Annotated in this window: 22 protein-coding genes; 8 read left to right on the forward strand and 14 right to left on the reverse strand. The window is 63.9% G+C overall.

The window, feature by feature from the left end; all coding sequences use genetic code 11:
* Nucleotides 1–5: 5 nt before the first annotated feature.
* The 7 genes from B0G73_RS00930 to B0G73_RS00960 all read left to right on the forward strand — a co-directional run bounded on the left by B0G73_RS00930 (nucleotide 6) and on the right by B0G73_RS00960 (nucleotide 7,052).
* Nucleotides 6–1,439 (forward strand): efflux transporter outer membrane subunit, encoded by a 1,434-nt coding sequence (locus tag B0G73_RS00930; RefSeq protein ID WP_106277681.1) that lies wholly within the window; start codon nucleotides 6–8, stop codon nucleotides 1,437–1,439.
* Between the two features lie 70 nt (nucleotides 1,440–1,509).
* Nucleotides 1,510–2,697, forward strand: coding sequence for a thiolase family protein (locus B0G73_RS00935; protein ID WP_106277050.1), 1,188 nt, complete (start codon nucleotides 1,510–1,512; stop codon nucleotides 2,695–2,697).
* Between the two features lie 195 nt (nucleotides 2,698–2,892).
* The gene (locus tag B0G73_RS00940) at nucleotides 2,893–4,170 is read left to right on the forward strand and encodes a NupC/NupG family nucleoside CNT transporter (protein WP_106277052.1); all 1,278 of its coding nucleotides are present in this window, start codon (nucleotides 2,893–2,895) and stop codon (nucleotides 4,168–4,170) included.
* A gap of 15 nt (nucleotides 4,171–4,185) precedes the next feature.
* The gene (locus B0G73_RS00945; protein ID WP_106277053.1) at nucleotides 4,186–4,575 is read left to right on the forward strand and encodes a cytidine deaminase; all 390 of its coding nucleotides are present in this window, start codon (nucleotides 4,186–4,188) and stop codon (nucleotides 4,573–4,575) included.
* The gene (locus tag B0G73_RS00950; protein ID WP_106277055.1) at nucleotides 4,572–5,543 is read left to right on the forward strand and encodes a nucleoside hydrolase; all 972 of its coding nucleotides are present in this window, start codon (nucleotides 4,572–4,574) and stop codon (nucleotides 5,541–5,543) included. The genes B0G73_RS00945 and B0G73_RS00950 overlap by 4 nt, the downstream gene beginning before the upstream one ends.
* Before the next feature lie 206 nt (nucleotides 5,544–5,749).
* On the forward strand, nucleotides 5,750–6,685 hold the full coding sequence (gene panE, locus B0G73_RS00955) for a 2-dehydropantoate 2-reductase (RefSeq protein ID WP_106277056.1): 936 nt from the start codon (nucleotides 5,750–5,752) through the stop codon (nucleotides 6,683–6,685).
* Between the two features lie 67 nt (nucleotides 6,686–6,752).
* Entirely contained in the window at nucleotides 6,753–7,052 is a 300-nt protein-coding gene (locus B0G73_RS00960; protein ID WP_106277058.1) for a hypothetical protein, read from the forward strand.
* A gap of 87 nt (nucleotides 7,053–7,139) precedes the next feature.
* Here B0G73_RS00960 and B0G73_RS00965 read toward each other — a convergent pair whose 3' ends face one another.
* Genes B0G73_RS00965 through B0G73_RS00995 form a run of 7 tightly spaced genes read right to left on the reverse strand, consistent with a single transcriptional unit; the run spans nucleotide 7,140 to nucleotide 14,023 of the window.
* Nucleotides 7,140–8,186, reverse strand: a complete 1,047-nt coding sequence (locus B0G73_RS00965; protein ID WP_106277060.1) for an ABC transporter substrate-binding protein — start codon at nucleotides 8,184–8,186, stop codon at nucleotides 7,140–7,142.
* Nucleotides 8,187–8,218: 32 nt separating this feature from the next.
* The gene (locus B0G73_RS00970; RefSeq protein WP_106277062.1) at nucleotides 8,219–9,346 is read right to left on the reverse strand and encodes an FAD-binding oxidoreductase; all 1,128 of its coding nucleotides are present in this window, start codon (nucleotides 9,344–9,346) and stop codon (nucleotides 8,219–8,221) included.
* Nucleotides 9,339–10,772, reverse strand: coding sequence for an NAD(P)/FAD-dependent oxidoreductase (locus B0G73_RS00975; RefSeq protein WP_106277064.1), 1,434 nt, complete (start codon nucleotides 10,770–10,772; stop codon nucleotides 9,339–9,341). The genes B0G73_RS00970 and B0G73_RS00975 overlap by 8 nt, the downstream gene beginning before the upstream one ends.
* A complete protein-coding gene (locus B0G73_RS00980) occupies nucleotides 10,769–11,191 on the reverse strand; it encodes a (2Fe-2S)-binding protein (RefSeq protein WP_106277065.1) in 423 nt (140 codons plus the stop codon). The genes B0G73_RS00975 and B0G73_RS00980 overlap by 4 nt, the downstream gene beginning before the upstream one ends.
* A complete protein-coding gene (locus tag B0G73_RS00985; RefSeq protein WP_106277067.1) occupies nucleotides 11,191–11,985 on the reverse strand; it encodes an ABC transporter permease in 795 nt (264 codons plus the stop codon). The genes B0G73_RS00980 and B0G73_RS00985 overlap by 1 nt, the downstream gene beginning before the upstream one ends.
* 39 nt (nucleotides 11,986–12,024) lie before the next feature.
* Complete coding sequence (locus tag B0G73_RS00990) at nucleotides 12,025–12,939, reverse strand: ABC transporter permease (protein WP_106277068.1); 915 nt, start codon at nucleotides 12,937–12,939, stop codon at nucleotides 12,025–12,027.
* A complete protein-coding gene (locus B0G73_RS00995; protein ID WP_106277070.1) occupies nucleotides 12,932–14,023 on the reverse strand; it encodes an ABC transporter ATP-binding protein in 1,092 nt (363 codons plus the stop codon). The genes B0G73_RS00990 and B0G73_RS00995 overlap by 8 nt, the downstream gene beginning before the upstream one ends.
* Before the next feature lie 302 nt (nucleotides 14,024–14,325).
* Here B0G73_RS00995 and B0G73_RS01000 point away from each other — a divergent pair, with 302 nt between their 5' ends.
* Nucleotides 14,326–15,204 (forward strand): IclR family transcriptional regulator, encoded by an 879-nt coding sequence (locus B0G73_RS01000; protein WP_106277071.1) that lies wholly within the window; start codon nucleotides 14,326–14,328, stop codon nucleotides 15,202–15,204.
* 63 nt (nucleotides 15,205–15,267) lie between these two features.
* Here the strand turns inward: B0G73_RS01000 and B0G73_RS01005 are convergent, their stop codons facing one another.
* From B0G73_RS01005 to B0G73_RS01035, 7 genes are all read right to left on the reverse strand, one after another.
* Nucleotides 15,268–16,848 carry an OprD family outer membrane porin gene (locus B0G73_RS01005; protein WP_106277073.1) on the reverse strand — a complete coding sequence of 527 codons (1,581 nt, stop codon included), beginning with the start codon at nucleotides 16,846–16,848 and terminating at the stop codon, nucleotides 15,268–15,270.
* A gap of 177 nt (nucleotides 16,849–17,025) precedes the next feature.
* Nucleotides 17,026–18,051: an ABC transporter ATP-binding protein gene (locus B0G73_RS01010; protein WP_106277075.1), complete on the reverse strand. Its 1,026-nt coding sequence runs from the start codon at nucleotides 18,049–18,051 to the stop codon at nucleotides 17,026–17,028.
* Nucleotides 18,048–19,046 (reverse strand): ABC transporter ATP-binding protein, encoded by a 999-nt coding sequence (locus tag B0G73_RS01015; protein WP_106277077.1) that lies wholly within the window; start codon nucleotides 19,044–19,046, stop codon nucleotides 18,048–18,050. The genes B0G73_RS01010 and B0G73_RS01015 overlap by 4 nt, the downstream gene beginning before the upstream one ends.
* A 1-nt stretch (nucleotide 19,047) precedes the next feature.
* Nucleotides 19,048–19,962, reverse strand: a complete 915-nt coding sequence (locus B0G73_RS01020) for an ABC transporter permease (RefSeq protein ID WP_241974794.1) — start codon at nucleotides 19,960–19,962, stop codon at nucleotides 19,048–19,050.
* A gap of 3 nt (nucleotides 19,963–19,965) precedes the next feature.
* A complete protein-coding gene (locus B0G73_RS01025) occupies nucleotides 19,966–20,904 on the reverse strand; it encodes an ABC transporter permease subunit (protein ID WP_012426329.1) in 939 nt (312 codons plus the stop codon).
* A 16-nt stretch (nucleotides 20,905–20,920) separates the two neighbouring features.
* Nucleotides 20,921–22,537, reverse strand: coding sequence for a peptide ABC transporter substrate-binding protein (locus B0G73_RS01030; RefSeq protein ID WP_106277079.1), 1,617 nt, complete (start codon nucleotides 22,535–22,537; stop codon nucleotides 20,921–20,923).
* A 181-nt stretch (nucleotides 22,538–22,718) separates the two neighbouring features.
* Nucleotides 22,719–23,291: a cupin domain-containing protein gene (locus B0G73_RS01035; RefSeq protein ID WP_012426331.1), complete on the reverse strand. Its 573-nt coding sequence runs from the start codon at nucleotides 23,289–23,291 to the stop codon at nucleotides 22,719–22,721.
* Nucleotides 23,292–23,710 lie beyond the last annotated feature (419 nt).

Below are 23,710 nucleotides of genomic sequence, written 5' to 3' on the forward strand. Positions count from 1 at the left end.
CCAACATGAAACCGATCCTTTTCAAAGTACTGGCGAGCGCCGCCTTGCTGACGCTCGCGGCGTGCGCGGTGCAACCGGAAACGCACGCGGATTTGCCGCAAACCGTGAAGACCGTCGCGCCTGCCGCGTGGAATGTCGACGCGCCGCAAGACAGCGTCAGCGCCAACGCGTGGTGGGAGCAATTCGGCGACCCGGTCATGCATCAACTGGTCGAATCCGTGTTGACCGGCAATCTCGATGTGCAGGCAGCGGTGGAGCGCGTCAGGCAGGCGCAGGATCTGGCGACGCAGAATCGCGCGGCCCTGCTGCCGGAATTGAATGCGAGCGCGACCGCGTCCGACTCGCGTCAGAACACGCCGCCGCCGCTCGGCTATGTGCGCCAGGCCGGCGTTGGCTTAACGGCGAGCTGGACGCCCGACGTGTTCGGCGGCGAACGTCTTGCCGTGCTGGCGGCGCAGGCGCAAGTGTCGGGACGCCAGTCCGCATTGAACGAGGTGCGCCTCGCGCTTGCGGCGAATACGGCGGCAGCGTATATCGATCTGCGCTGGGCGCAATCGCAGTTGCAGATTCTGAGCGACAACGAGCAGATCCGCGCACGCGCGCTGAAGCTCACGCAGCAGCGTCTGCACTATGGACTGTCGACGCAACTCGACGTTGCGCGCGCGCAGAATCAGCTCCAGGATTTGCAGGCGCAGATTCCGCGCGTGCAGTCGGCGGTGCAGCATCAATTGAGTTTGATCGCGGTGTATTCGGGGCGCACGCCGGAGAGCGTCGACAGCTTGCTGCTCGCCAACGCACGCGATATCCCGGTGCCCGCGCAAAGCGTGCCGCAGGTGCTGCCCTCGGAAGCACTCCTGCAGCGTCCCGACGTGCGCACCGCCTACGCGACGGTCGAGCAACGCGCGGCGGAAGTGGGCGTGTCGAAGGCGCAGCGCTATCCGCAGTTCCGCCTCAATCTCGCCGACGGCCTGCTGGCCTCGTCTTATCTCGGCTTGCCGACGCTGACCGACAACCTTTTCAGCGCCGCGTTAAGCGCGACGAGCCCGATCTTCAACGCCGGCCGCATCACCGCGAATATCGACGCGAGCGAGAGCCGCATGCGTGAATCGCAACTCGGTCTGCAGCAGACCATGCTGCAAGCGCTCAAGGAAATCGAGGACAACCGCAGCGATCTGGTGAGCGGCGCGGTGCAGGTGCAACGTCTTGGCGGCGCGCTCGATGCGTCGAATCAGGCGCTGCGTTTGTCGAGCGAACTGTACAAGGGCGGCGCGGCGGATTTTCTCGATGTGCTCACCGCGCAGGAGGCGTATCTGCGTGACGCGGAGTCCTTGAACCAGGCCAGGCGCGAGCATGCGCTCTCGGCGGTGGCGTTGTACCGGTCGCTCGGTGGCGGCTGGGATGTGCCTGACGCGGTCACGGCGGTGTCGTCGAACAACTGAACATTTGAACAAGCGATCGACTGATGCACGGGCGTGGCCAATGAGGTGTTGAACCAACTGGAGAGAAATGATGGCGAATCAGCGAGAAGTAGTGATCTGCAATCCGGTGAGAACGCCGATCGGCGCATTCGGCGGGGCGCTGAAGGACGTGCCCGCAACGGAGCTAGGCGCGCTCGCCGTGCGCGAGACGCTGCGCCGCAGCGGGCTCGACGCGGCTGAGTTGGCATCGGTCGTGATGGGCAATGTGATTCAGGCCGGCAACAAGATGAATCCCGCGCGCCAGGCGTCGATCGGCGGCGGCGTGCCGGTGGCCGTGCCGGCATTGACGGTCAATCGCGTATGCGGCTCGGGCGCGCAGGCGATCGCGTCGGCGGCCCAGGAAATCCTGCTGGGTCTCGGCGATGCGGCCGTGGCGGGCGGCATGGAAAACATGGACCGCGCGCCGTATCTACTGGACGGCGGCCGCTGGGGCTACCGCATGGGCAACGCGCAAATCCACGACAGCCTGTTGCGCGACGGCCTGAACGACGCGTTTTCCGGCGAGCATTCCGGCTGGCACACGGAAGACCTCGTCGCGCAATTCGATATCACGCGCGAAACGCAGGACCGTTGGGCCGCGCGCTCGCAGCAGCGATTCAGCGAAGCCCAAGCGCGCGGCGATTTCGACGCCGAACTGGTTGCCGTGGAAATAGCCGGGCGCAAAGGCCCGCAACATTTCACGCGCGATGAACAACCGCGTCCCGACACCACGGTGGACACGCTCGCGAAACTGCGGCCGGCATTTCGCCCCGACGGCACGATCACCGCGGGCAACGCGCCCGGATTGAACAGTGGCGCAGCCGCAATGCTGGTGGCCGAGCGCGGTTTCGCGGAAGCACGCGGCATCGCTCCGCTCGCGCGTCTCGTGTCTTATGGCGTCGCCGCTGTCGAACCCGGCATGTTCGGCCTCGGTCCCGTTCCGGCGGTGCAGATGGCGTTGGCACGAGCCGGTTGGCAACTGCACGATGTCGAGCGCTTCGAGATCAACGAAGCGTTTGCCGCCGTGCCGATCGCGGTCGCGCGCAAGCTCGGCATGGCGGACGAATTGATCAACGTGCAAGGCGGCGCGATTGCGCATGGTCATCCGATCGGCGCGACGGGCGCCGTGCTGACCACGCGCCTGCTTCATTCGATGCAGCGCGATGGCATCAAACGCGGCATCGTGACGCTGTGTATTGGCGGCGGTCAAGGCATCGCGTTGGCATTGGAAATGCTGTGAGTTTGAATCGATAGCAGCAGGGTGCGTCGACGCGCGATATACCTGTCGATGCACCTCGCTGCGATTCCTGAGATGCGCGCCGCATCAACCGTGAGGCATTCCGCGGCCCTAGGGTGCCGGCCCATATTTAAAGTTTTTATTCCGGCACCGGTTTCGTTTAGCATCACTGCCACTTTCACGAGAACATCACGAGACATGGCACTGATCGTTAGAAACATCCTCGGCATTGCAGTACTGCTGCTCATCGCGTTCATCTTTTCCACCAACCGTGGCGCCATCCGCTTACGGACTGTAATCAGCGCGCTGCTGGCGCAGGTGGGAATCGGCGCGTTCATTCTGTTCGTGCCGCTCGGCAAGTCGATCCTTTCGGGCGCGGCGTCCGCCGTCAATCATGTGCTCGGCTACGGTAACGCGGGCATCGAGTTCCTGTTCGGCGGCCTCGTGCAGGCCAAAATGTTCCAGGTCTTCGGCGACGGCGGTTTCGTGTTCGCCGTGCGCGTGCTGCCGGCCATCATCTTCGTCACTGCGTTGATCTCCGTGCTGTATTACCTCGGCGTGATGCGCTGGATCGTGATCGTGCTCGGCACGGTGTTTCAAAAACTGCTCGGCGTGTCGAAGATCGAATCGTTTTCCGCGGTCACCACGATTTTCCTCGGCCAGAGCGAAATGCCCGCCGTGGTCAAACCGTTCACGCCCGACATGACCGGCGCCGAACTGTTCGCGGTGATGTCGAGCGGCATGGCGGCCGTTGCCGGTTCGGTGCTGGCGGGCTATGCGGGCCTCGGCGTGCGCATCGAGTATCTGCTGGCGGCGTCGTTCATGGCCGTGCCAGGCGGCTTGCTGTTCGCCAAGATCATTCATCCGTCCACCGAGCCGAGCCGCGTTCGTCTCGACAACCTCAACTTCGACGAGAAGCGTCCCGCCAATATCATCGAAGCCGCGAGTTCCGGCGCGACCGTCGGCCTGAAAATCGCGGTGATGGTCGGCGCGATGCTGATCGCGTTCGTCGGGCTGATCGCGTTGGTCAACGGAATCGTGGGCAGCGTGGGCGGCTGGTTCGGTCATCCGCAACTGTCGATGCAATCGGTGCTCGGCGTGGTCTTCGCGCCGCTCGCGTATCTGATCGGCGTGCCGTGGAACGAGGCCACGATCGCCGGCAATTTCCTCGGGCAGAAAGTCATTCTCAACGAGTTCGTCGCGTATGCGTCGCTATCGCCGTATCTGAAGGACGCCGCGAGCGTGACGGCGGCCGGTCTGACGGCGCTCGATCCGCGTACCATTGCTATCCTGTCGTTTGCGTTGTGCGGCTTCGCGAACTTTTCGTCGATCGCGGTGCTGACGGGCGGCTTTAGTGCCGTCGCGCCGGGACGCCGTGCCGAAGTCGCGCGCTACGGCCTGCGTGTCGTGCTCGCCGCGACGCTCTCGAACCTGATGAGCGCCACCATTGCGGGCATGTTCATTACGCTGAATTGAATCGAGGATCGCTGGATGAATATGGAAGAACTGTTGGAACGCGCGGGCCTCGCGCGAGAAAAGGCCTATGCGCCTTATTCGAAGTTCAAGGTCGGCGCGGCGCTGCTGACCAGGGACGGCCAGGTGTTCGACGGTTGCAACGTCGAGAACGCGTCGTATGGTTTGTGCAATTGCGCGGAACGTACCGCATTTTTCAGCGCCATTGCGGCGGGTTATCAGCGTGACCAGTTCGCGGCGCTCGCCGTGATCGGCGATACGGACGGCCCGATCGCGCCGTGCGGCGCCTGCCGCCAGGTCATCATCGAACTGGGCGGCCCTGAACTGCCGATTCGCCTCGGCAACCTGCATGGCGCCACGCGCGACACCACCGCGCGCGAACAATTGCCGGACGCGTTCTATCTATGAGCAAGCACAAGGTCATCTACGACACCGACCCAGGCGTGGACGATGCCATGGCGCTCGTGTTTCAGGCGCTGCATCCGGATATCGAACTGCTCGGTCTGACGAGCGTATTCGGCAACGCGACGATCGAAACGACCACCCGCAACGCGCGCTTTCTCGCCGGACGGTTCGCCGCCGGCGTGCCGGTCGCGCAGGGCGCGGCAGCGCCGCTCAAGCGCGGCGCGCCCGAGCCGCTCGCATGGATTCACGGTGACAACGGGCTCGGCAATATCGCGCTGGATACAACGGACGACGCTCCGCTCGACGCGCGTCCCGCGCACCGCTTCATCATCGACACGGTGCGCGCGCATCCCGGCGATGTCACGCTGCTCGCGGTGGGCCCGCTCACGAACCTTGCGCTCGCGCTCGCCGACGATCCGCGGATCGCCGCCCTCGTCAAACAGGTGGTGATCATGGGCGGCGCGTTCGGCACGGACGGCGTGCTCGGCAACGTCACGCCCGCGGCGGAAGCCAATATCCTGGCCGACCCGGATGCCGCCGACATCGTGCTTGGCGCGGCGTGGCCGGTCGCGATCGTCGGGCTGGACGTCACGCAGCCCACCATCATGAGCCACGAGTATCTGGCGTCGCTACGCGAACGCGGCGGCGCGGCCGGGCAGTTCGTATGGGAAGTGTCGCGGCACTACGAGGCGTTTCACGAGCAAAGCGCGCAACTGGCGGGTATCTACGTGCACGATTCGTCGGCGGTGGCCTATATGCTGGCGCCGCATCTCTATACGACGCGCAGCGGCCCCGTGCGTGTGCTGACGGACGGCATCGCAGTGGGTCAGACCATCCAGAAGCCGGCGAGCATGCCGGTGCCCGCGCCGGCCTGGGATAGCCGGCCCGACTGCAAGGCGTGTATCGGAGTGGACGTGCCGGGTATGCTGGCGCTTTACGAGCGCACTATTTGCGGCACGCTGTCAACGTGAAAGAGGCACTTGCCTGACGCGCCGGCGGCATTGCCCGATTGATCTGAGGTAAGCCGCTGTGCAATGCAACACGGCGGCTCGCGTCAATCCTGGCCGGTGCCGATCTTCAATCTTTGCTACATTCTGCAAACGCGCCGCATTCGCGCCCCCTGAAGCTCTCGCTCGTGGAGGCAAGCGCGTGATCGAAATCTATCAAGAGGCCAAAGATGCGAATTCTTGTAGTAGGGGCGGGCGCCGTAGGCGGCTATTTCGGCGGCCGTCTCGCAGCGGCGGGCCAGGACGTGACCTTCCTCGTGCGTCCGGGCCGGGCGGAAAAACTCAAGCGTGACGGGCTCGTCATCAGCAGCGTGCGCGGCGATCTCAATCTGCCCGACCCGCAAACCATTCTCGCGGGCGTCGGCGCCGAGCCGTTCGATCTGGTGCTGCTGAGCTGCAAAGCCTACAGTCTCGACGACGCCATCGACTCCTTCGCGCCGCTCGTCGGCGAGTCGACGCTGATTCTGCCGATGCTCAACGGCATGCGCCATATCGACGTGCTCAACGAAAAGTTCGGCGCGGCGCGCGTGCTGGGCGGCCAATGCGTGATTGCCGCCACGCTCAATGCCGAGCAGCACATCGTGCATCTGAACGACATGCATGCGATCACGTTCGGCGAACAGGCCGGCGGCACCTCGGAGCGTGTTCAGGCGATCGCCGAGGCCATGGCTGGCGCGAATTTCGACACACTGGTCAGCGACAACATTTTGCTGCGCATGTGGGAGAAGTGGGTGTTCCTGGCCACGCTTGCAGCCAGCACGTGCTTGATGCGCGGTTCGGTCGGCGATATTCTGGCTGCGCCGGACGGCAAGCGCGTGATCGAGAATCTGCTCGGCGAGTGCCGCGCGGTGGCCGAGCACAACGGCTTCACCATGGGCCCGGACTTCGACGCACGCGCCACGCAAACGCTGTTCACGCCTTCGCCGCTCACCGCGTCCATGTTGCGGGATGTGGAAAACCATTCGCATACCGAGGCGGATCACATTCTCGGCGATCTGATTTCGCGCGGCGGCGACGCGCAAAAGGGCGAGCACGGCTTGTCGCTGTTGCGCATCGCCTATAGTCATCTGAAGACGTATGAAGCGAGGCAGGCCCGCACGTCCTGAGCGATGCCACGGGCACGAATCGGGACTTCACGGGCATGGCCAACAGCCTAACGATCAGAGGTGAAGCATGCCGAGCCCCATCGGATCAGTGCCCGCACTCAGTGCCGCTTCGGCCACGATCTTCTCGATCGGCATCGTCTTTCTCGGCTACTGGGGTTTGTATGAGCCGACCCAGTGGCGAGTCGCCGACGTCTTCGTGTTCGTGTCCGCGCTGATCGGTTTCGGCTGCCTCGGGCTCGTGCCGTGGGTCGCCACGAGTCCTGTCGAACCCGAAGGCAGCGATAGCCGGATTCGCATTGCGCGGCATCTGTTTCTTGTCGGCGTGGTAGGAATCTGGCTTGCGGTGGCGATGTCGGTGATTTTCTAGAACGCCGCCCACGCACACGCATTAAAAAACGCGCGCCTTGCACAGTTGCAAGGCGCGCGTTTTCGTTGATGCGCAACCAGTCAGCGCTTAGCGCTCGATCTGCCGGTTCCAGCGCGTATCCCACTGCGCGCGGTGCGCGTTGATCGTGTCCCAATCGACCACCGTCACCTTGTGCACCAGGTCGTCGACGTTGCCGAGGCTCTGCTGCATTGGCGGCGTCATCTTCGCGAGACGGTTGGTGGGAATCTGACGCCCGGCTTCGGCGGCCTTGGTCTGCGCCGGCGCGGACAACAGGAATTGCGCGAGCTTCTGCGCCAGTTGCGGATCGGGGTTGTTGTTGACCACGCACAAGTCGACCAGCAACAGCACCGGACCTTCCTTCGGATTTACATAGCCGACCGGAATGCCCTTGTCCGCCAGATCGCCCACGGCGGTCGGCGTCAACGGGAACAGGCCCGCCTCGCCGGTCTGGACCATTTCGGAAATTTTCGCGGAGTTCGGCACGTACTCGACCACGTTCGGTCCCACCGTGCTCGCCCATTTCGTGAAGCCCGGCTCCACGTTCTGCTCGCTGCCGCCCATCAGGCGGTTGATGGCGAGAAAGCCGTGCAGCCCGAAGGTGCTGCTCGACGCCGACTGGAACACCACCTTGCCCTTGTATTTCGGATCGGCGAAATCCATCCACGAGGTCGGCGGCGCCCAGCCTTTTTCAGCGAACAGCTTCTTGTTGTACGCAATGCCGGTCATGCCGAGTTGCACGCCCGCGCCCATGTCGTCCTTCATGCGCGCGAACGGATAGAGCTCCTTGAGCACGGGTGCATCGTCGAGCTTCTTGCACACGCCCATGCTGACCGCGCGCGCCATCACGCCGTCGTCGAGAAACACCACGTGGATCTGCGGGCTGGCTTTGTTGGCGAGCAGCTTGGCGAGAATGTCCGACGACGTGCCCGGCACCACGACCACCTTCACATTGTTGGCCTTCTCGAAGTCGGGCAGCACCTGGCTCGTATAGGCCTTCTCCATCGGGCCGCCGTTCATGCCGATGTAGATCGTCTTGGTTTGCGACCACGCCGGCGCGGCCGCGCCGAATGCGCACAATGCGGCCAGCGCCGCGAGCGTCTTGAACAGTTTCATTGAGGGGCTCCTGAGGTTCACTAAACGAGGACTTAAGCGACTGGTGAGGTCGCGACAGCAGCAAAGCGGCCAATCGAAAAAGCGTCGAGTGGCGTCGCGGTGGCGCCGTCGACGACGAGATCGGCGAGCAGTTCGCCGACGCCCGGCGCGAGCAGGAAGCCGCCGCCTGAAAAACCGAATGCATGCAACAGACGCGGTACGCTACGGCTCGCACCGATGATCGGATTGCTGTCGGGCGTTTCGCCTTCCACGCCGCTCCATGTGCGGATCAGCAGCGCCTCGCGCAAGGCGGGCAGCAGCGCGCACGCGTCGCGCATCACGGCGCGCGTGGTATCCGTCGACGGCTGGCCGTATTCGCCGTCGCCATGTCCGCGTCCGCCGCCGATCACGCAATTGCCGCGCGCCACTTGCCGCGCGTAGATGCCGCCGCCATACACGCCCAGGTTGTGGGCGATGAAGAGCGGCAACGGTTCCGTGACCCACATGTTCGGGTAGATCGGTTTCATCGGCGCGGTCTCGCCGAAATAGCCCGCCACCGTATTCGCCCACGCGCCTGCCGAATTGATGAGCCAGTCGGCGCTGATGCGCAGATCGCCGGCGCGCAGTTGAAAGCGCGTGCCGTCGTGATGAATGTCGGTGAGTTCGGTTTGTTCGCGCACATCCGCACCCGCAGCCCGCGCGGCGCGCGCGAAGGCGGGCGACACCAGCCGCGGATTCGCATGACCGTCGCTCGCGCACAGCGAGCCGCCCACGGCCGCCGGCCCGAGCCACGGGTAGCGCTGGCGGAACGCCGCGCCGCTGATCAGTTGCGTGTGCAGTCCATAGTCGCGCGCCATGTCGGCCCACGTCTGCAGCGCGGCGAGATCGCTTTCGCTGCGAGCAAGGCGCAAATGTCCCGACATCGTGAACTCGCCATCGATGCCGATCAACTCCGGCAAGCGGTCCCAGATACGTCGTGCGCGGATTGCGAGCGGCATCTGTTCCACCGGTCGGCCCTGGCAGCGCACGCCGCCGTAGTTCACGCCGCTTGCCTGCGCGCCGCAATAGCGGCGCTCGAACAGGCCCACGCGCAAGCCGCGCTTCGCCAATTCCAGTGCCGCCGATGAGCCGACCAGGCCGCCACCCGCAATCGCGACGTCGTAATGCAGCGTGTTACTCATCGCGCGCCTCCGCGGGGATATCGGCGACGTCGTCGGCATACATTTCCGGCGCGAGCGGAATCGGTTTGACGGGCGGCTGGCTCCGCAAACGGCCCACTGCGTCGAGCGGTTTGCCGGTTTCCCCGGCGAGCAGGGTCAGCGCGGCTTCGCCGCACATGCGTCCCTGGCAGCGGCCCATGCCGACGCGCGTGAGCGCCTTCAGCCGATTGATCTCATTCGCTTCGCCGCCGCGGATGCAGCGCCGTAACGTGCCCGCGTCGATCTCTTCGCAGCGGCACACGGTCATGTCGTCGGGCCATTGCGACGCGCAGTTGGCGGGCGGAGCGAAGGCTGTTTCGATGCCCTCGCGAAACACCGCGATACGTTTCAGACTGCGCTCGATCGATGCCGCGTCGGGCATGCCCGCACCACGCGGATGCGCGATGCCGAGATCGTCGAGCAAGGCGAGCGCGGCGCGGCGCCCGGCCAGTTCCGCGGCGTCCGCGCCGGCGATGCCCGCGCCGTCGCCGGCGAGATAGAGGCCGGGCACGGAACTGCGGCCCGCCTGGTCGACTTCAGGCAGCCAGCAACGGTTGGTCGCGTCGAAGCGGAAGCGGCAGCCCGCGAGATCGGCGAGTTGCGTCTCGGGCTTCAGGCCGAAGCTCACGCCGACCGCGTCGCATGCAATGGTTTCAGTCGGCGCGCCTTCGCGCGACGCGCGCCATTCGAGCGCTTGCACACCATCCACGCCACGAATGCCGACCAGTGTCACATCACGCTCGATCCGCACACCATGCGTTTTCAGCCAGCCGACGTAATACAGGCCTTTCGCGAAAGTAGCCGGCAGACGCGCGAGTTTCGGCGCCGCGGCGACCTGCCGCGAGAACGGACTCGTGTCGAGCACGGCCATGACTTGCGCGCCGGCTTTCACGTACTGATACGCCACGAGATATAACAACGGTCCGGTGCCGGTCAGCACGACGCGTCGGCCGATCGCGCAGCCCTGCGCCTTCAGCGCGACCTGGGCCGCGCCGAGCGTGTAGACGCCAGGCAAGGTCCAGCCCGGCACCGGCAGCACGCGGTCGGTCGCGCCGCTGGCGATGATCAGATGCGAGAACGGCACGCGCAGCTCGCGTCCCGCATGCAACGTATCGAGTCGGCCCGCTTCGCAGGCCCACGCGAGCGTGTCGGGGCGATAGTCGAGATGAGGCAGCAGCGCGGCCATGGTCGAATGCAAGGCTTCGGCCTTGTGCGCTTCGAAACCGTAGAGCGTTTTTTTCGAACGCTCGAATCCGCCGTTTTCCGGCGGTTGCCGATAAATCTGGCCGCCCCAGCGCGCGTTTTCATCTATCACGATCGGCTTCACGCCAGCCGCGACCAGCGTCTGGGCAGCGCGTACGCCCGCCGGCCCGGCGCCGACGATCACGATCCGGCGTGCGTCGCTCATCGGGCGTCTCCGGTTTTATTCACGGCGCCGAGACCGGCATCGGCTCCGGTTGCGGTCGTGGCGAACCGCGTCAGCACGCGCATGCCTTCGCTTACAAGCGTCGAGCACGCGCGCACGCGTTTGCCGTCTTCGGTGCGCATCCAGCAGTCCTGGCATGCGCCGATCAGGCAGAAGCCCGCGCGCGGCGCGCCGCTGAATTCGCTTTCGCGCACGTGGCGCTGCTGCATCAGCACGGCGGTCAGCAGCGTGTCGCCTTGCAGCGCGGCGACCTGTTCGCCGTCGAGATAGAAGTGCAGCGTTGCGCGCCGCGTTTCCGCCACGCGAACGAACTGCGGCTCGCGGGGCGCGGCGTCCGCGTGGGTAGACGGCGAATGGGACGGCAGCGTGGACGGCATGAGAGCGTGGTCGGAAGAGGGCATCAGTGCTGGCCGATCAGAATGCGGTTCAGGCCGTACACGCGGTCGAGCAGCAGCATCGCGCCGCCGGTAATGAAGATCACCAGCGCGGAGACGGAGGCCATCATCGGATCGATCGATTCGGTCGCGTACATGTACATGCGCACCGGCAGCGTGACGGTTTGCGGCGAGGTGACGAAGATCGACATGGTCAATTCGTCGAAGCTGTTGATGAAGGCCAGCAGCCAGCCGCCGGTAATGCCAGGCAGAATCATCGGGAAGGTGATGCGGCGAAACGTGGTCCACGGGTCGGCGCCGAGCGAGTGCGCGGCATGCTCGATACTGCGATCGAGGCCGCTCACCGACGCCAGCACGAGCCGCATTACAAACGGCGTAATGATGATCATGTGCGCGAGCACGAGCCACGCGAACGAGCCGGTCGCGCCGATCAGCGCGAAGAAGCGCAGCAGCGCGATGCCGAGTACGAGCCCGGGAATCACGAGTGGCGACAGCAACAGGCCATTGAGAAAGCTGCGCCCCGGAAAACGCGCGCGGCCGATGGCAAGCGCGGCGGGCAGCGCCACGATCAGCGACAGCGTCGCCGAAGCGAACGCCAGCTTCAGGCTGTTAAAGAACGCGCCGATGAAGTCCGGGTAATTGAGGATCGCGCGGAACCAGCGCAACGAGACGCCGTGCGTGGGCAACGTGAGCGTTTCGTCGGGCGTGAAGGCGACCAGCACGACGATCACGAGCGGCGCGAGCACGAACGCAATCACTAGCGTATGGAAAATCAGCGCGATGGGGCCGTTTCTTCTCATGATGTTTTCACTGAATATGCCGATGAAATTGCCGATGAATTAACCGAGGCTTCTGGTGTACCTGCGCTCCAGAACCCGGTAATACGTGAGCATCACGATCAGATTCGCGATCAGCAGCAGGAGCGCGATGGTCGCGCCGAGCGGCCAGTTCAGCGAGCCGAGGAATTCGTCGTAGACGGCGGTGGCGGCGACTTTCAGGCGTCGTCCGCCGAGCAGGCCGGGAATCGCGAAGGCGCTCGCCGACAAACCGAACACCATCAGGCTGCCCGACAGAATGCCCGGCGTCAGTTGCGGCAGGACGATGCGGCGCAGCGTAGTGGCGGGCGACGCCATCAGCGAAAGCGCGGCGTTTTCCGTTTGCGGGTCGAGCTTCTGCAACGCGGTCCACACCGGAATCACCATGAACGGCAGCATCACGTGCACGAGCGCGATGACGATCGCGAAGGTGGTGTACTCCAGCTTGTACGGCCCGAGTCCGACCAGACCGAATGCCTGGTTCACGAGGCCGTTGGTGTTGAGCAGCATGCTCCAGCCGAACGCCCGCACCACTACCGAAACGAGCAGCGGCGCGAGAATCACCAGCAGGAACATCGAGCGATACGGATCGCGCATGCGCGACAGCACGTACGCTTCCGGCGTGCCGATCGCAACGCACAACAGCGTGACGAGAAACGCAATGCCGAAGGTGCGCAAAAAGATGGTGTGGTAATACGAAGAACTCAGCACTTCCATGTAATTGCCGAACTGGAACGCGGCGATCGGCCCGCTGGCCGGATCGAAGCGATAGAAGGTCAGCACCAGCGTCATCAGAAGCGGCACCAGCACGAGCGCCACGAACAGCAGAAAAGCCGGCAGGCACATCAGCCAGAGCGGCAAAAATGCTTGCCAGGGCGCGCGGCGGGCGTTGGCGGTCTTCATGTCGCGGTCGTCGGCGGCGGGCAGCGTACTAGCCATGATGCGCGTCCCGTTGAATGAAGCGGATCGCCTCGCTGTTCCAGTCGACGCCGACCGCCGCGCCTTCGGGCAGCGGCTCCGTGCCTTCGTTCTGGCAGCACACCAGCACTTCGCCGAGGCGGCTGTCCAATCGGTACAGCCATTGGCTGCCGAGGAAGAAACGGCTCGTCACGGTGGCCGGCACACGTCCCGCGTTCGGTGCGCACAGGCGCAGTTTTTCCGGACGGATGCACAAGGTCACCGCGTCGCCGACGCCGACCACGCGCTCGCGCGCCGGCAACTGCGCCGTGTGCCCTGTTTCCGCGAGATCGTGGCCGAGGTCGATGCGGATCGCGTCGCCGTCGCGTGCCACCACGGTGCCCGGCAGCATGTTGGCCTTGCCGATGAACTGCGAGACGAAGCGATTTTCCGGACGCTCGTACGCTTCGTACGGCGTGTCGATCTGCGTGATGCGGCCGGCTTCCATCACCACCACGCGATCGCTGATCGACAGCGCTTCGGATTGATCGTGCGTCACCATGATGGTGGTCGTGCCAATCTTGCGTTGAATGCCGCGCAGTTCGAACTGCATGTCTTCGCGCAGTTTGGCGTCGAGATTCGACATCGGTTCGTCGAGCAGCAGCACCGGCGGCGCGATCACAATGGCGCGGGCAATCGCCACACGCTGACGTTGACCGCCGGAGAGTTCGCGCGGAAAGCGATGCGCGAGCGTGTCGAGGCGCACCAGCGACAGCGCTTCGCGGATGCGCTCCTTGCGCTCGGCCTTGTCGATGTTGCGCATCTCCAGCCCGAAGCCGACGTTGTCGGCGACGCTCATGTGCGGAAACAGCGCGTAGCTCTGGAACACGATGCCGAGGCCGCGCTTGTTCGGTTTCATGTGCGTGATGTCATGGCCGTCGAGCGTGATGCGTCCGCGCGTCGTCTCGACGAAGCCCGCGATCATCTGCAAGGTGGTGGTCTTGCCGCAGCCGGACGGACCGAGCAGCGAAACGAACTCGCCTTTCTCCACCGACAGGTTCACGTCGGTGACTGCCTGCAGATCGCCGAACGATTTCGTTACGTCCGTGAGTGTGAGGAACGACATGATCTGGCCTTTGGATGGTTCGACACCGGTTCAATCGACTACTGCCTCGATGACACCGACTCTAGCTAGCCAAATTACCGTCAGTCAATTTCAAATTCCGTTTACCGGTACAAGATTCGAAAAAATTCCGTCAAACGGAATCTATTCACTGAAACCGGCAGCAGGTGTTCCGCTGTATGGTCTCCGGAAAATCCCTATGAATCATTGATACAACGTTGCCGCGTGGAAAGCTGGCAGAATTCCGCTGACGGATAAAACGCTTTATAGTGTTCCAATCAGTGAAATAATTCAGAGCCAATAAAATGAATCCTGCCGCCAAACGAGATGCCGAGACCGACACCGCGGACACGGGCAGTGCCCCCGGCCCCGGCATGCTGGAACGCGCGTTCGCGGTAATCCGCGCATTGTCCGAAGCGCAGCCCGACGGCGGACGCGTCACGCGTCTCGCGAAAGCGGTCGGGCTCACGCAAGGCACGGTGCATCGCATCCTGCATGCGTTGATCGCGGAGGGCATCGTCGAACAGGACGAAAGCTCCAAGCTGTACCGGCTGAGCGTGGATTTTTTCGCGCTCGCGGCGCAGGCCGGCAACCCGAGCGGCATGCGCACGCTGTGCCGTCCCGCGCTGTTGCGTCTGTGCGCGAGTCTCGGCGACACGATCTTTCTGCTCGTTAAAAGCAGCTTCGACGCGGTGTGCCTCGACATCTGCGAAGGGCCGTTTCCGATCCGCTCTTTCACCGGCGATATCGGCGGGCGTGTCGCTCTGGGTGTCGGGCAGGGCAGTCTGGCGATTCTGGCGTTTCTGCCCGAGGCGGAGCGCGAGGAGATCATCCGTTTCAACGTGCCGCGCATTCGCGGCTACGGTGTGCTCGACGAGGTGTATTTGCGCACCGAGATCGAACGTGTGCGCCAGTTGGGCTACGCGGGGCGCAATAGCGGCGTGCTCGACGGCATGGCGGGCGTGGCGGTGCCGATTCTGGACCGCACGGGCGTGGCGGTGGGGGCGTTGAGCGTCGGTACGCTGGCCGCGCGTCTCGGCGACGATCGTCTGCCGATGGTGGTCGAATTGCTGCGTCGGCAGGCCGATGCGATCGGCCCGCAAACCAATCCGTTCGATGTCGCGTTGCGCCGGCCGATGCATGGCCTGTCGCGCGCGATGACCACCGAACGGATCACGGGATAAGCGCGAGCGCGATCAACGAGGCAGCGCGCAAGCCGCGCCGCCTGTCGAATCGCCCGAGAGCGTTTAGAACACCTTCACCGGCACATTCACCACCAGCCGGTATTCCATGTTGTTGCCGTCCGAATAGTGATACTGGCTGTTGTGCCACATCGCGATGAACGTGACCTTCGTATCCTTGAAGCGTCCGCTTTGCAGCGTGTAGCTCGGAATAAAGCCGAATTCGTGATGGTGGCCATGCACCGGCTCGCCGTTCTTCCAGTACAGATCATGCAGCGGCGCGGAAGGCGAGGCGTTTTCCGCCGCGCCCGCCGACGCATCCGCGCCCCAGCCGTATTGCCCCCAGAACATCGCCTTGAGTCCGGGCACGCCGGCGTATTTGCCGTCGAATGTATAGCGCAATTGCAGCGACTGCTCGTGCGGCGCGTTGTAGTCCACGTCCATCGAGTTGGTCAGATAGATACCGTTGGTCTCGTTGACGTAGTCGAAGAACTGGTCGCCGAGCACCTGCTGGTAGCCGAGCAACAGCGCATGCGGGCCGTGCTGCGCGGAGACCGACACGCTGTACGCGTTGCTGTTGATGTGCCCCTGACGCGACGCGCCGGTGTCGTGCGTCGAGTAAATGTTCGCAAGGCCGCTCCACTTGATGGTGGTCGGATCGCCGAACGACTGGGCGACCGAGCCGTAGTACTGACGCCAGACGTCGTCGGCCTGATCGACATATAGCGCCATCTCGCCGTTCTTCGCGTAGTGCCACGTGCCGCCCACATAAGTCAGGCGATCGATCCGCGCGCCGCCGTACGAGGTGGTGAGATTGGTCAGATTGGTGTGACCGCGCGCGTCGACTTTGGTGAAGCTGCCGGCCTGCAGTTCGGTGTGCGCGAGATCGTTGCTGACCATCGAGACGCCGAGAAAAGTCGGCGGCAACGCGCGGTTGTCGTGCGGTTCGAGGAACGGGTTTGTCACGTCCTGCAAACCGTACTTCACGACCGTTTCCGAAATGCGTCCCTTGATGTCGTACATGCCGGGATACGCCCACGCGAGCTGCTGCGAACCGCCGCCGTCCTTGCCCACGTGCACCATATTGCCCGCGCCATTGCCGCCGTCGAGTTTGAGTGCGCCGAACAGCGATGCGTCGACGCCGAAACCGATCAGCCCTTGCGTGTAGCCGGATTCAAAGTTGGCCTGCGCGCCTTGGACCCACGCGTGACGGTAGATCGTGTTGGGCGCCTGGAAGTAGTCGGCGTAGTTGCGAAACTGCAGATTCAGATGGCTGTCCGCGATGAGACCCTTGCTTGCCATTTGGCTCGACGGCGGTGCCGGCGGCGTGACGGTCTGACTGGCCTCGGCGTTGACGATGGCGTTGGTGGTGTCGGGTTGGTCGTTACGCACGTGGCCACCTTGCTCCGCCCGGCGCTTGCCGGAAGCATCGATTTGCTGCGTCGGCGTGGTTTGCGCGAGTTGCGCGGGGGACGACAACGTTTGCGCGACCGTTTGAGTTTTAGACGCCTCGGAGGTGGGCTCCGTGACGCTGTCGTCGGCATACGCGTTAACGGCTAGTGTCAGTGCCGGAAGCGTGAATGCGCAGTAAAAGAAGGTTGCTGCTCCGGTTTTTTTTGACCGGTTTTTTGATCGGGTATCTTTCATTGAGTACGTCTCTGATTATTGTGGTGAATCTTTGGCTGGCGTTTAGCCAGTCCATGCTTATCGCTCGTTCCGCGGTTGGCAGGACGAACGAATCCAGCGGCGCGGCGGCCTGCCGCGCCGGGAATACGGTTTTGATTTCTCGGGTTCTTCGGTGAGCTGGCGGTGCGCCGGCGGCACTTACCTCACGGCGTCTTCAACGCGAATACACGCGACCCGTGTTGCCCTGGCGCCGTGCGTGACGGGCTGCGGAATCTCCCTGGCGCAGGCGTCGATTGCATCCGGGCAGCGCGTGCGAAATGCGCAACCGGAAGGCGGATTCAGCGGCGAGGCAATTTCGCCGCGCAACAGCAGATGACGGCGTGCGCGCTCCACCACCGGATCGGGCACCGGCACGGCGGAGAGCAACGCGCGCGTGTACGGATGGCGCGGTGTGCCATATACCTCGCGCTTGTCGCCGAATTCCATCACCCGGCCCAGATACATCACCAGCACGCGGTGGCTGATCGCTTTGACCACGGCCAGATCGTGCGCGACGAACAGCAAGGAGAGCGACAGTTCGCGCTGCAAATCGCGCAGCAGGTTGACGATCTGCGCCTGGATCGACACATCGAGCGCGGAGACCGGCTCGTCGCAGATCACCAGTTGCGGTTCGCCGATCAGCGCGCGCGCAATGCCGACGCGCTGACACTGCCCGCCGGAAAACTCATGCGGATAGCGGCGCAGGTGTTGCGCGTTAAGACCGACGCGTTCGAGCATGGTCAGCACGCGCCGCTGCACGTCGGCACGCGCGATGTCCTGGCCGTGCGTCATCAACGGTTCGGAAACGATCTGTTCGATCGTCATGCGCGGATCGAGCGAAGCGAGCGGATCCTGGAAAATCATCTGCACGTCGCGGCGCAAACGCGAGGTATCGCGGCGCGCGCCGGGCAGCACGGTTTCGTCGCCGAGCCAGCGCACACTGCCGCTCGCCACCGGCGCGAGTCCGATGATCGCGCGCGCCAGCGTCGACTTGCCGCAACCCGATTCGCCGACGAGCCCCACGGTTTCGCCGCGCCGCACGTTGAACGACACGCCGTCCACCGCGCGCAACGTTGCTTTGCCGGACCACGGAAAGCCGCCGCGCGGCACGCCGAATTGCACCTTGAGATTGTCGACGCGCAGGAGCGTGGCCGCGTCCTGGTTTGCGATAGGCGTGGCGTTCATACGTGTTGTGCCTCCAGGATTTCGCCTACCGGCTTAAAGCATGCGCGCAGGGCGTCGGGATAGCCTTCTGCAGCAACAAGGGACGGCCGCGATTCGCGGCAACGTTCGGTGCAATACCCACAGCGCGGCGCGAACGCGCAACCCGCGCCGACTTCGCCGGGCAGCGGCGGATTGCCCGGAATGGTTTGCAGCGGACGGTCGTCGTCATCGTCGGTCAGACGCGGCAGCGCGTTCAGCAGACCGAGCGTGTACGGATGCGTCGGCGCGGCGAACAGCGCGGCGGCGCTCGCCTGCTCAACGGTCTGGCCGGCATACATCACCATCACGTCGTCGCACAGGCCGGCCACCACGCCCATGTCGTGCGTGATCAGAATGATCGCCGTGCCGCGTTCGCGATTCAGTTCGCGCAGCAGTTCGATGATCTGCGCCTGCACGGTGACGTCGAGCGCGGTGGTGGGTTCGTCGGCGATCAGGATTTCGGGCTCGGAGAGCAGCGCCATCGCGATCATCACGCGCTGGCGCATGCCGCCGGAAAACTCGTGCGGATACATGCCGATGCGACGCGCGGCATCGGGAATGCGCACCGATTCGAGCGTTTCGATCGCACGGCGGCGCGCTTCGCGGCGCGACATCTTGCGATGCAGTTGCAGCGTCTCGGTCATCTGCCGTTCGATTGTCAGGAACGGATTGAGCGAGGTCATCGGGTCCTGAAAGATCATGCCGATGCGGTCGCCGCGAATCTTGTTCAGCGCCGCTTCGTTCATGGTCAGCAGATTCTCGCCGCGATAAGTCGCGCTGCCGGACACCTTGCCGTTGCCGGCAAGCAGGCCAAGCAGCGCCATTACGGTCTGGCTCTTGCCCGAGCCCGATTCGCCGACAATGCCGAGCGTGCGGCCCGCCTCGAGTGAAAACGAAACGCCTTGCACCGCATCGACGGGTGCGCCTTCGCGGCGCGTAAAGCGCACGCTGAGGTCTTTGACTTCGAGTAGCGGCATGTCAGCGGTCCTTCGGATCGAATGCGTCGCGCAGACCATCGCCGACGAAATTCACGCAATACAGCGTCACGCACAGCATCACGGCCGGGCACAGCAGCAGCCACGGCATCGATTCGAGCTTCTGCGCGCCGTCCTGAATCAGCACGCCCCAGCTCGTCATCGGTTCCTGCACGCCGAGGCCGAGGAACGACAGCACCGATTCCGTCAACACGATATTCGGCACCGTCACGCTGGCGTACACCACGACCACGCCGAACAGATTCGGCACGATGTGACGCGCGATGATCGAACGCGAGCTCACGCCGATCGCCTTCGCGGCGTCGATGAATTCGCGCGAGCGCAGCGACAGCGTCTGACCACGCACCACGCGCGCCATGTCGAGCCATGAAAACGCGCTGATGGTGAGCACCACCAGATAAAAGGCGCGGCCGAACATCGTCATCATCAGAATGGCGATCAGCATGTAGGGAATCGCGTACATCATGTCGACGATGCGCATCATCACCGCGTCGACGCGCCCGCCGAGATAGCCCGCGGTCGCGCCATACGCGACGCCGATCAACCCCGACACCAGCGTGCCGAGCAGCCCGACTTCGAGCGACACGCGTCCGCCCTGCAGCGTGCGCGCGAGCAGATCGCGGCCGAGTTCGTCGGTGCCGAACCAGTGCATGTTCTGCAAAGTGGGCGGCAGGCTGATTGCGCTCCAGTCGCTATCGATCGGGTTGTTCGGCAAAAGCCACGGACCGGCCACGCAGGCGATCACGATCAGCATCAGCACGACGAAGCCGGCGAAGGCGGCGCGGTTGCGCACGAAGCGCCACGCGGCGGTGGCGAGCGGGCCGCGCGAACGCGGCGCCCTGGCGATGGCCGCGAGCGGATCGAGCGCCGCGGCAGTCGATTGAAGAGAGCGGGGCATGGATCAGTACCGGATGCGCGGATCGAGCCACGCATACGCGAGGTCGACCAGCAGATTGAACAGCACCGCAACGGCGGTGGTCAGCACGACGAGGCCGAGCACGAGGGTGTAGTCGCGATTGATCGCGCCGTTGACGACCAGTTGGCCGAGGCCCGGCAGCGCGAACACCGATTCGGTGACCACTGCCGCGGTGATCGACGAGATGCAGATCGAGCCGAGCAGCGAGACGACCGGCATCAGCGCCGGTTTCATCGCGTGACGCAGGACGATCGTGCGGCCCGGCAAACCCTTGGCGCGCGCCGTGCGGATGAAGTTGCCCGACAGCACTTCGATCATGCTGCCGCGCATCACGCGCGCAATCGCGGCGACGTTGATGATGGTGAGCAGCACGATCGGCAGCACGCGATAGCGCCACTCGCCTTCGCCCCAGCCGCCGGCCGGCAGCCAGCCGTGTCCTTCGGACGTTTTCAGCAGGATCGCGAAGATCCACACGAGCACCGGCCCCAGCACGAAAGGCGGCACCACGTTGCCGAGATTGCCGAGCACCATCACGAAGTGATCGACGAAGCGGTCGCGCCGCACCGCGGCCACCGTGCCGAGCGCGACGCCGATCACGAGCGCGATCGGCACCGACACGCCGCCCACGCCGAGACTCACCGGCAGCGCCTTCCACACCAGGTCGTTGACCGACCAGTCGGCGTAGCGGAACGACGGCCCGAGGTCGCCGTGCAGCAGCGAGCCGAGGTAGTGGAGGTACTGCAGCCACAACGGTTCGTCGAGGTGATACTTGGCGTTGAGGTTCGCCAGCACGGCTGCCGAGAGTTGCTTCTCGGTGTCGAACGGGCCGCCCGGGGTGAGATGCAGCAGCAGATAGCACGCGGTGATCACGGCGAGAATCGTCGGAATCGCCCAGAGCGTGCGGCGCAGCGTATAGGCCAGCATGACGGTGCTCCCGCGTTTAGTGCTTGGTCAGATACATGTCTTGCGTGGCGCGCATGTCGAGGTAGTTGGTCGGCTTATAGCCGCCTACGTACGACTTGACCAGCCGGTCGGCCGAATACTGGAAGAGCGATACCACAGGGTAATCGTTCATGGCCAGATCGTGTGCCTGCGTGAACAGCGCGGTGCGCTTCGCGTCGTCGAGCTGCTGGTTGCCTTCGTCGATCAGCTTGTCGACTTGCGGGTTGCAGTAGCGCTGGTCGTTCTGCACGCTGTTGCAACGGATCAGATCGAAGAATGAGTTGGCGTCGTTGTAGTCGACGAACCAGCCGTCGCGCGAGGCCTGCACCTTGCCTTCGTGGCGTTGCTTGAGCAGCACCTTGTATTCGACGTTTTCGAGCTTTGCCGTGACGCCGAGCTTGGTGCGCCATTCCGACGTGGCGAACAGCGCCACCTTCTTGTGCAGGTCGTTGGTGTTGTAGGTGAGCGTGAACGTCAGCGGCTTCGCGTCCGAATAGCCCGCAGTCTTCAGCAGGTTGCGCGCGTAGTCGATGCGCTTGGGCATCGGCCAGCTCGCCCACTCCGGCGTGAAGACGCCCGAGCCTTCGGTGCCCTTGGCGATCAGGCCGTACATCGGCACTTCACCGTCGGCGGTCAAACGTTTGGTCAGCAGGTCGCGGTCGAGCACCATTGCCAGCGCCTGGCGCACGCGCTTGTCTTTGAAGGCGGGGTCTTCGTTATTCAGGCTGTAGTAGTACGTGGCGATCTGCAGACCGGTTTTCAGCTCGGGGCCGAACTGCTTGCTGACCTGCGCATACACGCCTGACGGAATCGTATATGTGTAGTCGAACTGGCCGGCCTGGAACATGCGCATCGCCGTTTCGTCGTTTTCGATCGGCAGGTAGGTCACTTTCGTGATCACGACCTTGCCGTTATTCCAGTATGTCGGGCTTTTGGTCGCCACGAGACGGTTGCTCGGCTGCCAGTCGGTCAGCGCATACGGGCCGTTGCCCACGAAGTTGCCCGGACGGGTCCAGTCGCCGCCGAACTTCGTCACGACCGCGCGGTTGACCGGCGACATCGTTGCCATGGCGGTCAGCTGCGGGAAAAACGTGGCGGGCACTTCGGTGGTGACTTCGAGTGTGTAGGGATCGACCGCGCGCACGCCGAGGCTTGTCAGCGGCGCCTTGCCCGCGAGAATCGCCTTGGCGTTTTTCACGAATTCAACCAGCACCGTGTATTTCGAACCCGTCTTCGGATCGAGCACGCGTTGCCACGAGTAGACGAAATCGGCCGCCGTGACCGGCTGCCCGTTGCTCCAGCGCGCATCGTGACGCAGCTTGAAAACCCATGTATTCGGTCCGCTACGCGACCACGACTCAGCGACACCGGGCACGATCGCACCGCTCGCGTCCATGCGCGTCAGGCCTTCGAACAGGTCGAGCCCGATCGTGTTGCCGGTCCATGACTCGATATGCGCGGGGTCGAGCGATTCGGTTTCGCCCGGCACCTGGCGAGTCATCTCCTGGCTGGCGGCGAGCGTGACGCCGGCGGGCACCGTAACGGCGAAAGCGGAAGGGGCAAACGTGAGGACGAGCGCGGTCAGCGCCGCCGTGTAGACGAACGGGGTTTTCATCGGTTGAGATCGCAGGAAAGGTCGAGAGAGAAACGCGCTGGCGCCAGGGCGCCCGTTTAGCTGCGTTGCTCGGGCCAGGGCGGCCCTTGTTGCTCGTGATGGTAGCGCGACATGCAGGATTCCTTACATTGCGTAATGCAGGCAATCCCTCGCCGGCTCAACCGGATAAGGTGCCCGCCCTTTAGAACAGTCTTGGTGTGCCCACCCAGACGACCACCGACTCGATGCGCGCGGTGTTCACCCAGCTGTGCGGCACCGTCGATTCGTAATGCGCGCTGTCTCCCGCGTGCAACACGAACGTCTTGCCTTCCAGCGTCAACGACACTTCGCCGTCGATCACATAAACAAACTCTTCCCCGGCATGCGTGGTGACTTCCGAGCGCTTCTGCCCGGGCGGCATCCTCACCAGGATCGCTTCGAGCTGACGGCCGCCCGTCAAGTTGGTCAGCCGCGCAAACAGATTGGCCGAGTCCGCAAAACCGAAAAACTTCAACTGATCGCCCCGGCTCACGCAGCGTTCCTCGCTGGGTGTGTCGACGAAATACTGCACCGTGACCCCGAGTGCGTGGGCGATACCGGCCAACGAAGTGATGGACGGTGACGCCAGCCCGCGCTCGACTTGCGACAAAAACGGCTTGGAAATACCCGCTGCGGTTGCCGTGTCATCCAGCGTGCGCTTGAGCCGTTGGCGCAGCGCGCGGATCTTGCTGCCGATTTCTAATGCCGGATTGCTTTTTTGAATTGTCGTGACCATAGCAGGAGGAAATTAGCCCGTCAAAATTTGTTTGATATAAGTAAATATGGTTTGATTGCGGTCTTGGGCGGGACTGCAGGTCTTTTCAGCCCTGGGTGGTTGCGAGTGACCACATTTCGAGACTGGACTCTATGTTGCCAGAATCGAAACTAACCCCGGCCAAAACGACCGTTTATTTCTGGAAACGGCGAACAATCGGCGTATCGACCGCGGTCTGCATGCTGATAAACGCGGTTATGCAATACGAGTATCAGGACGATTAAGCGTATGACACCAAAGGTTATTTCCGACGGCACGCGTCGATTTGGCGAAAAGACATGGCTGTAAGAGCAAGTAATCGACGCGGACTCAGTGGATTCCCTGAGTGACTTGGGATGTATCTGTTTGCAGAATCAGGCCCGCTTGCGGACGGGCGCGCA

The sequence above is a fragment of the Paraburkholderia sp. BL25I1N1 genome (genome assembly GCF_003002025.1).
GTDB lineage: Bacteria > Pseudomonadota > Gammaproteobacteria > Burkholderiales > Burkholderiaceae > Paraburkholderia.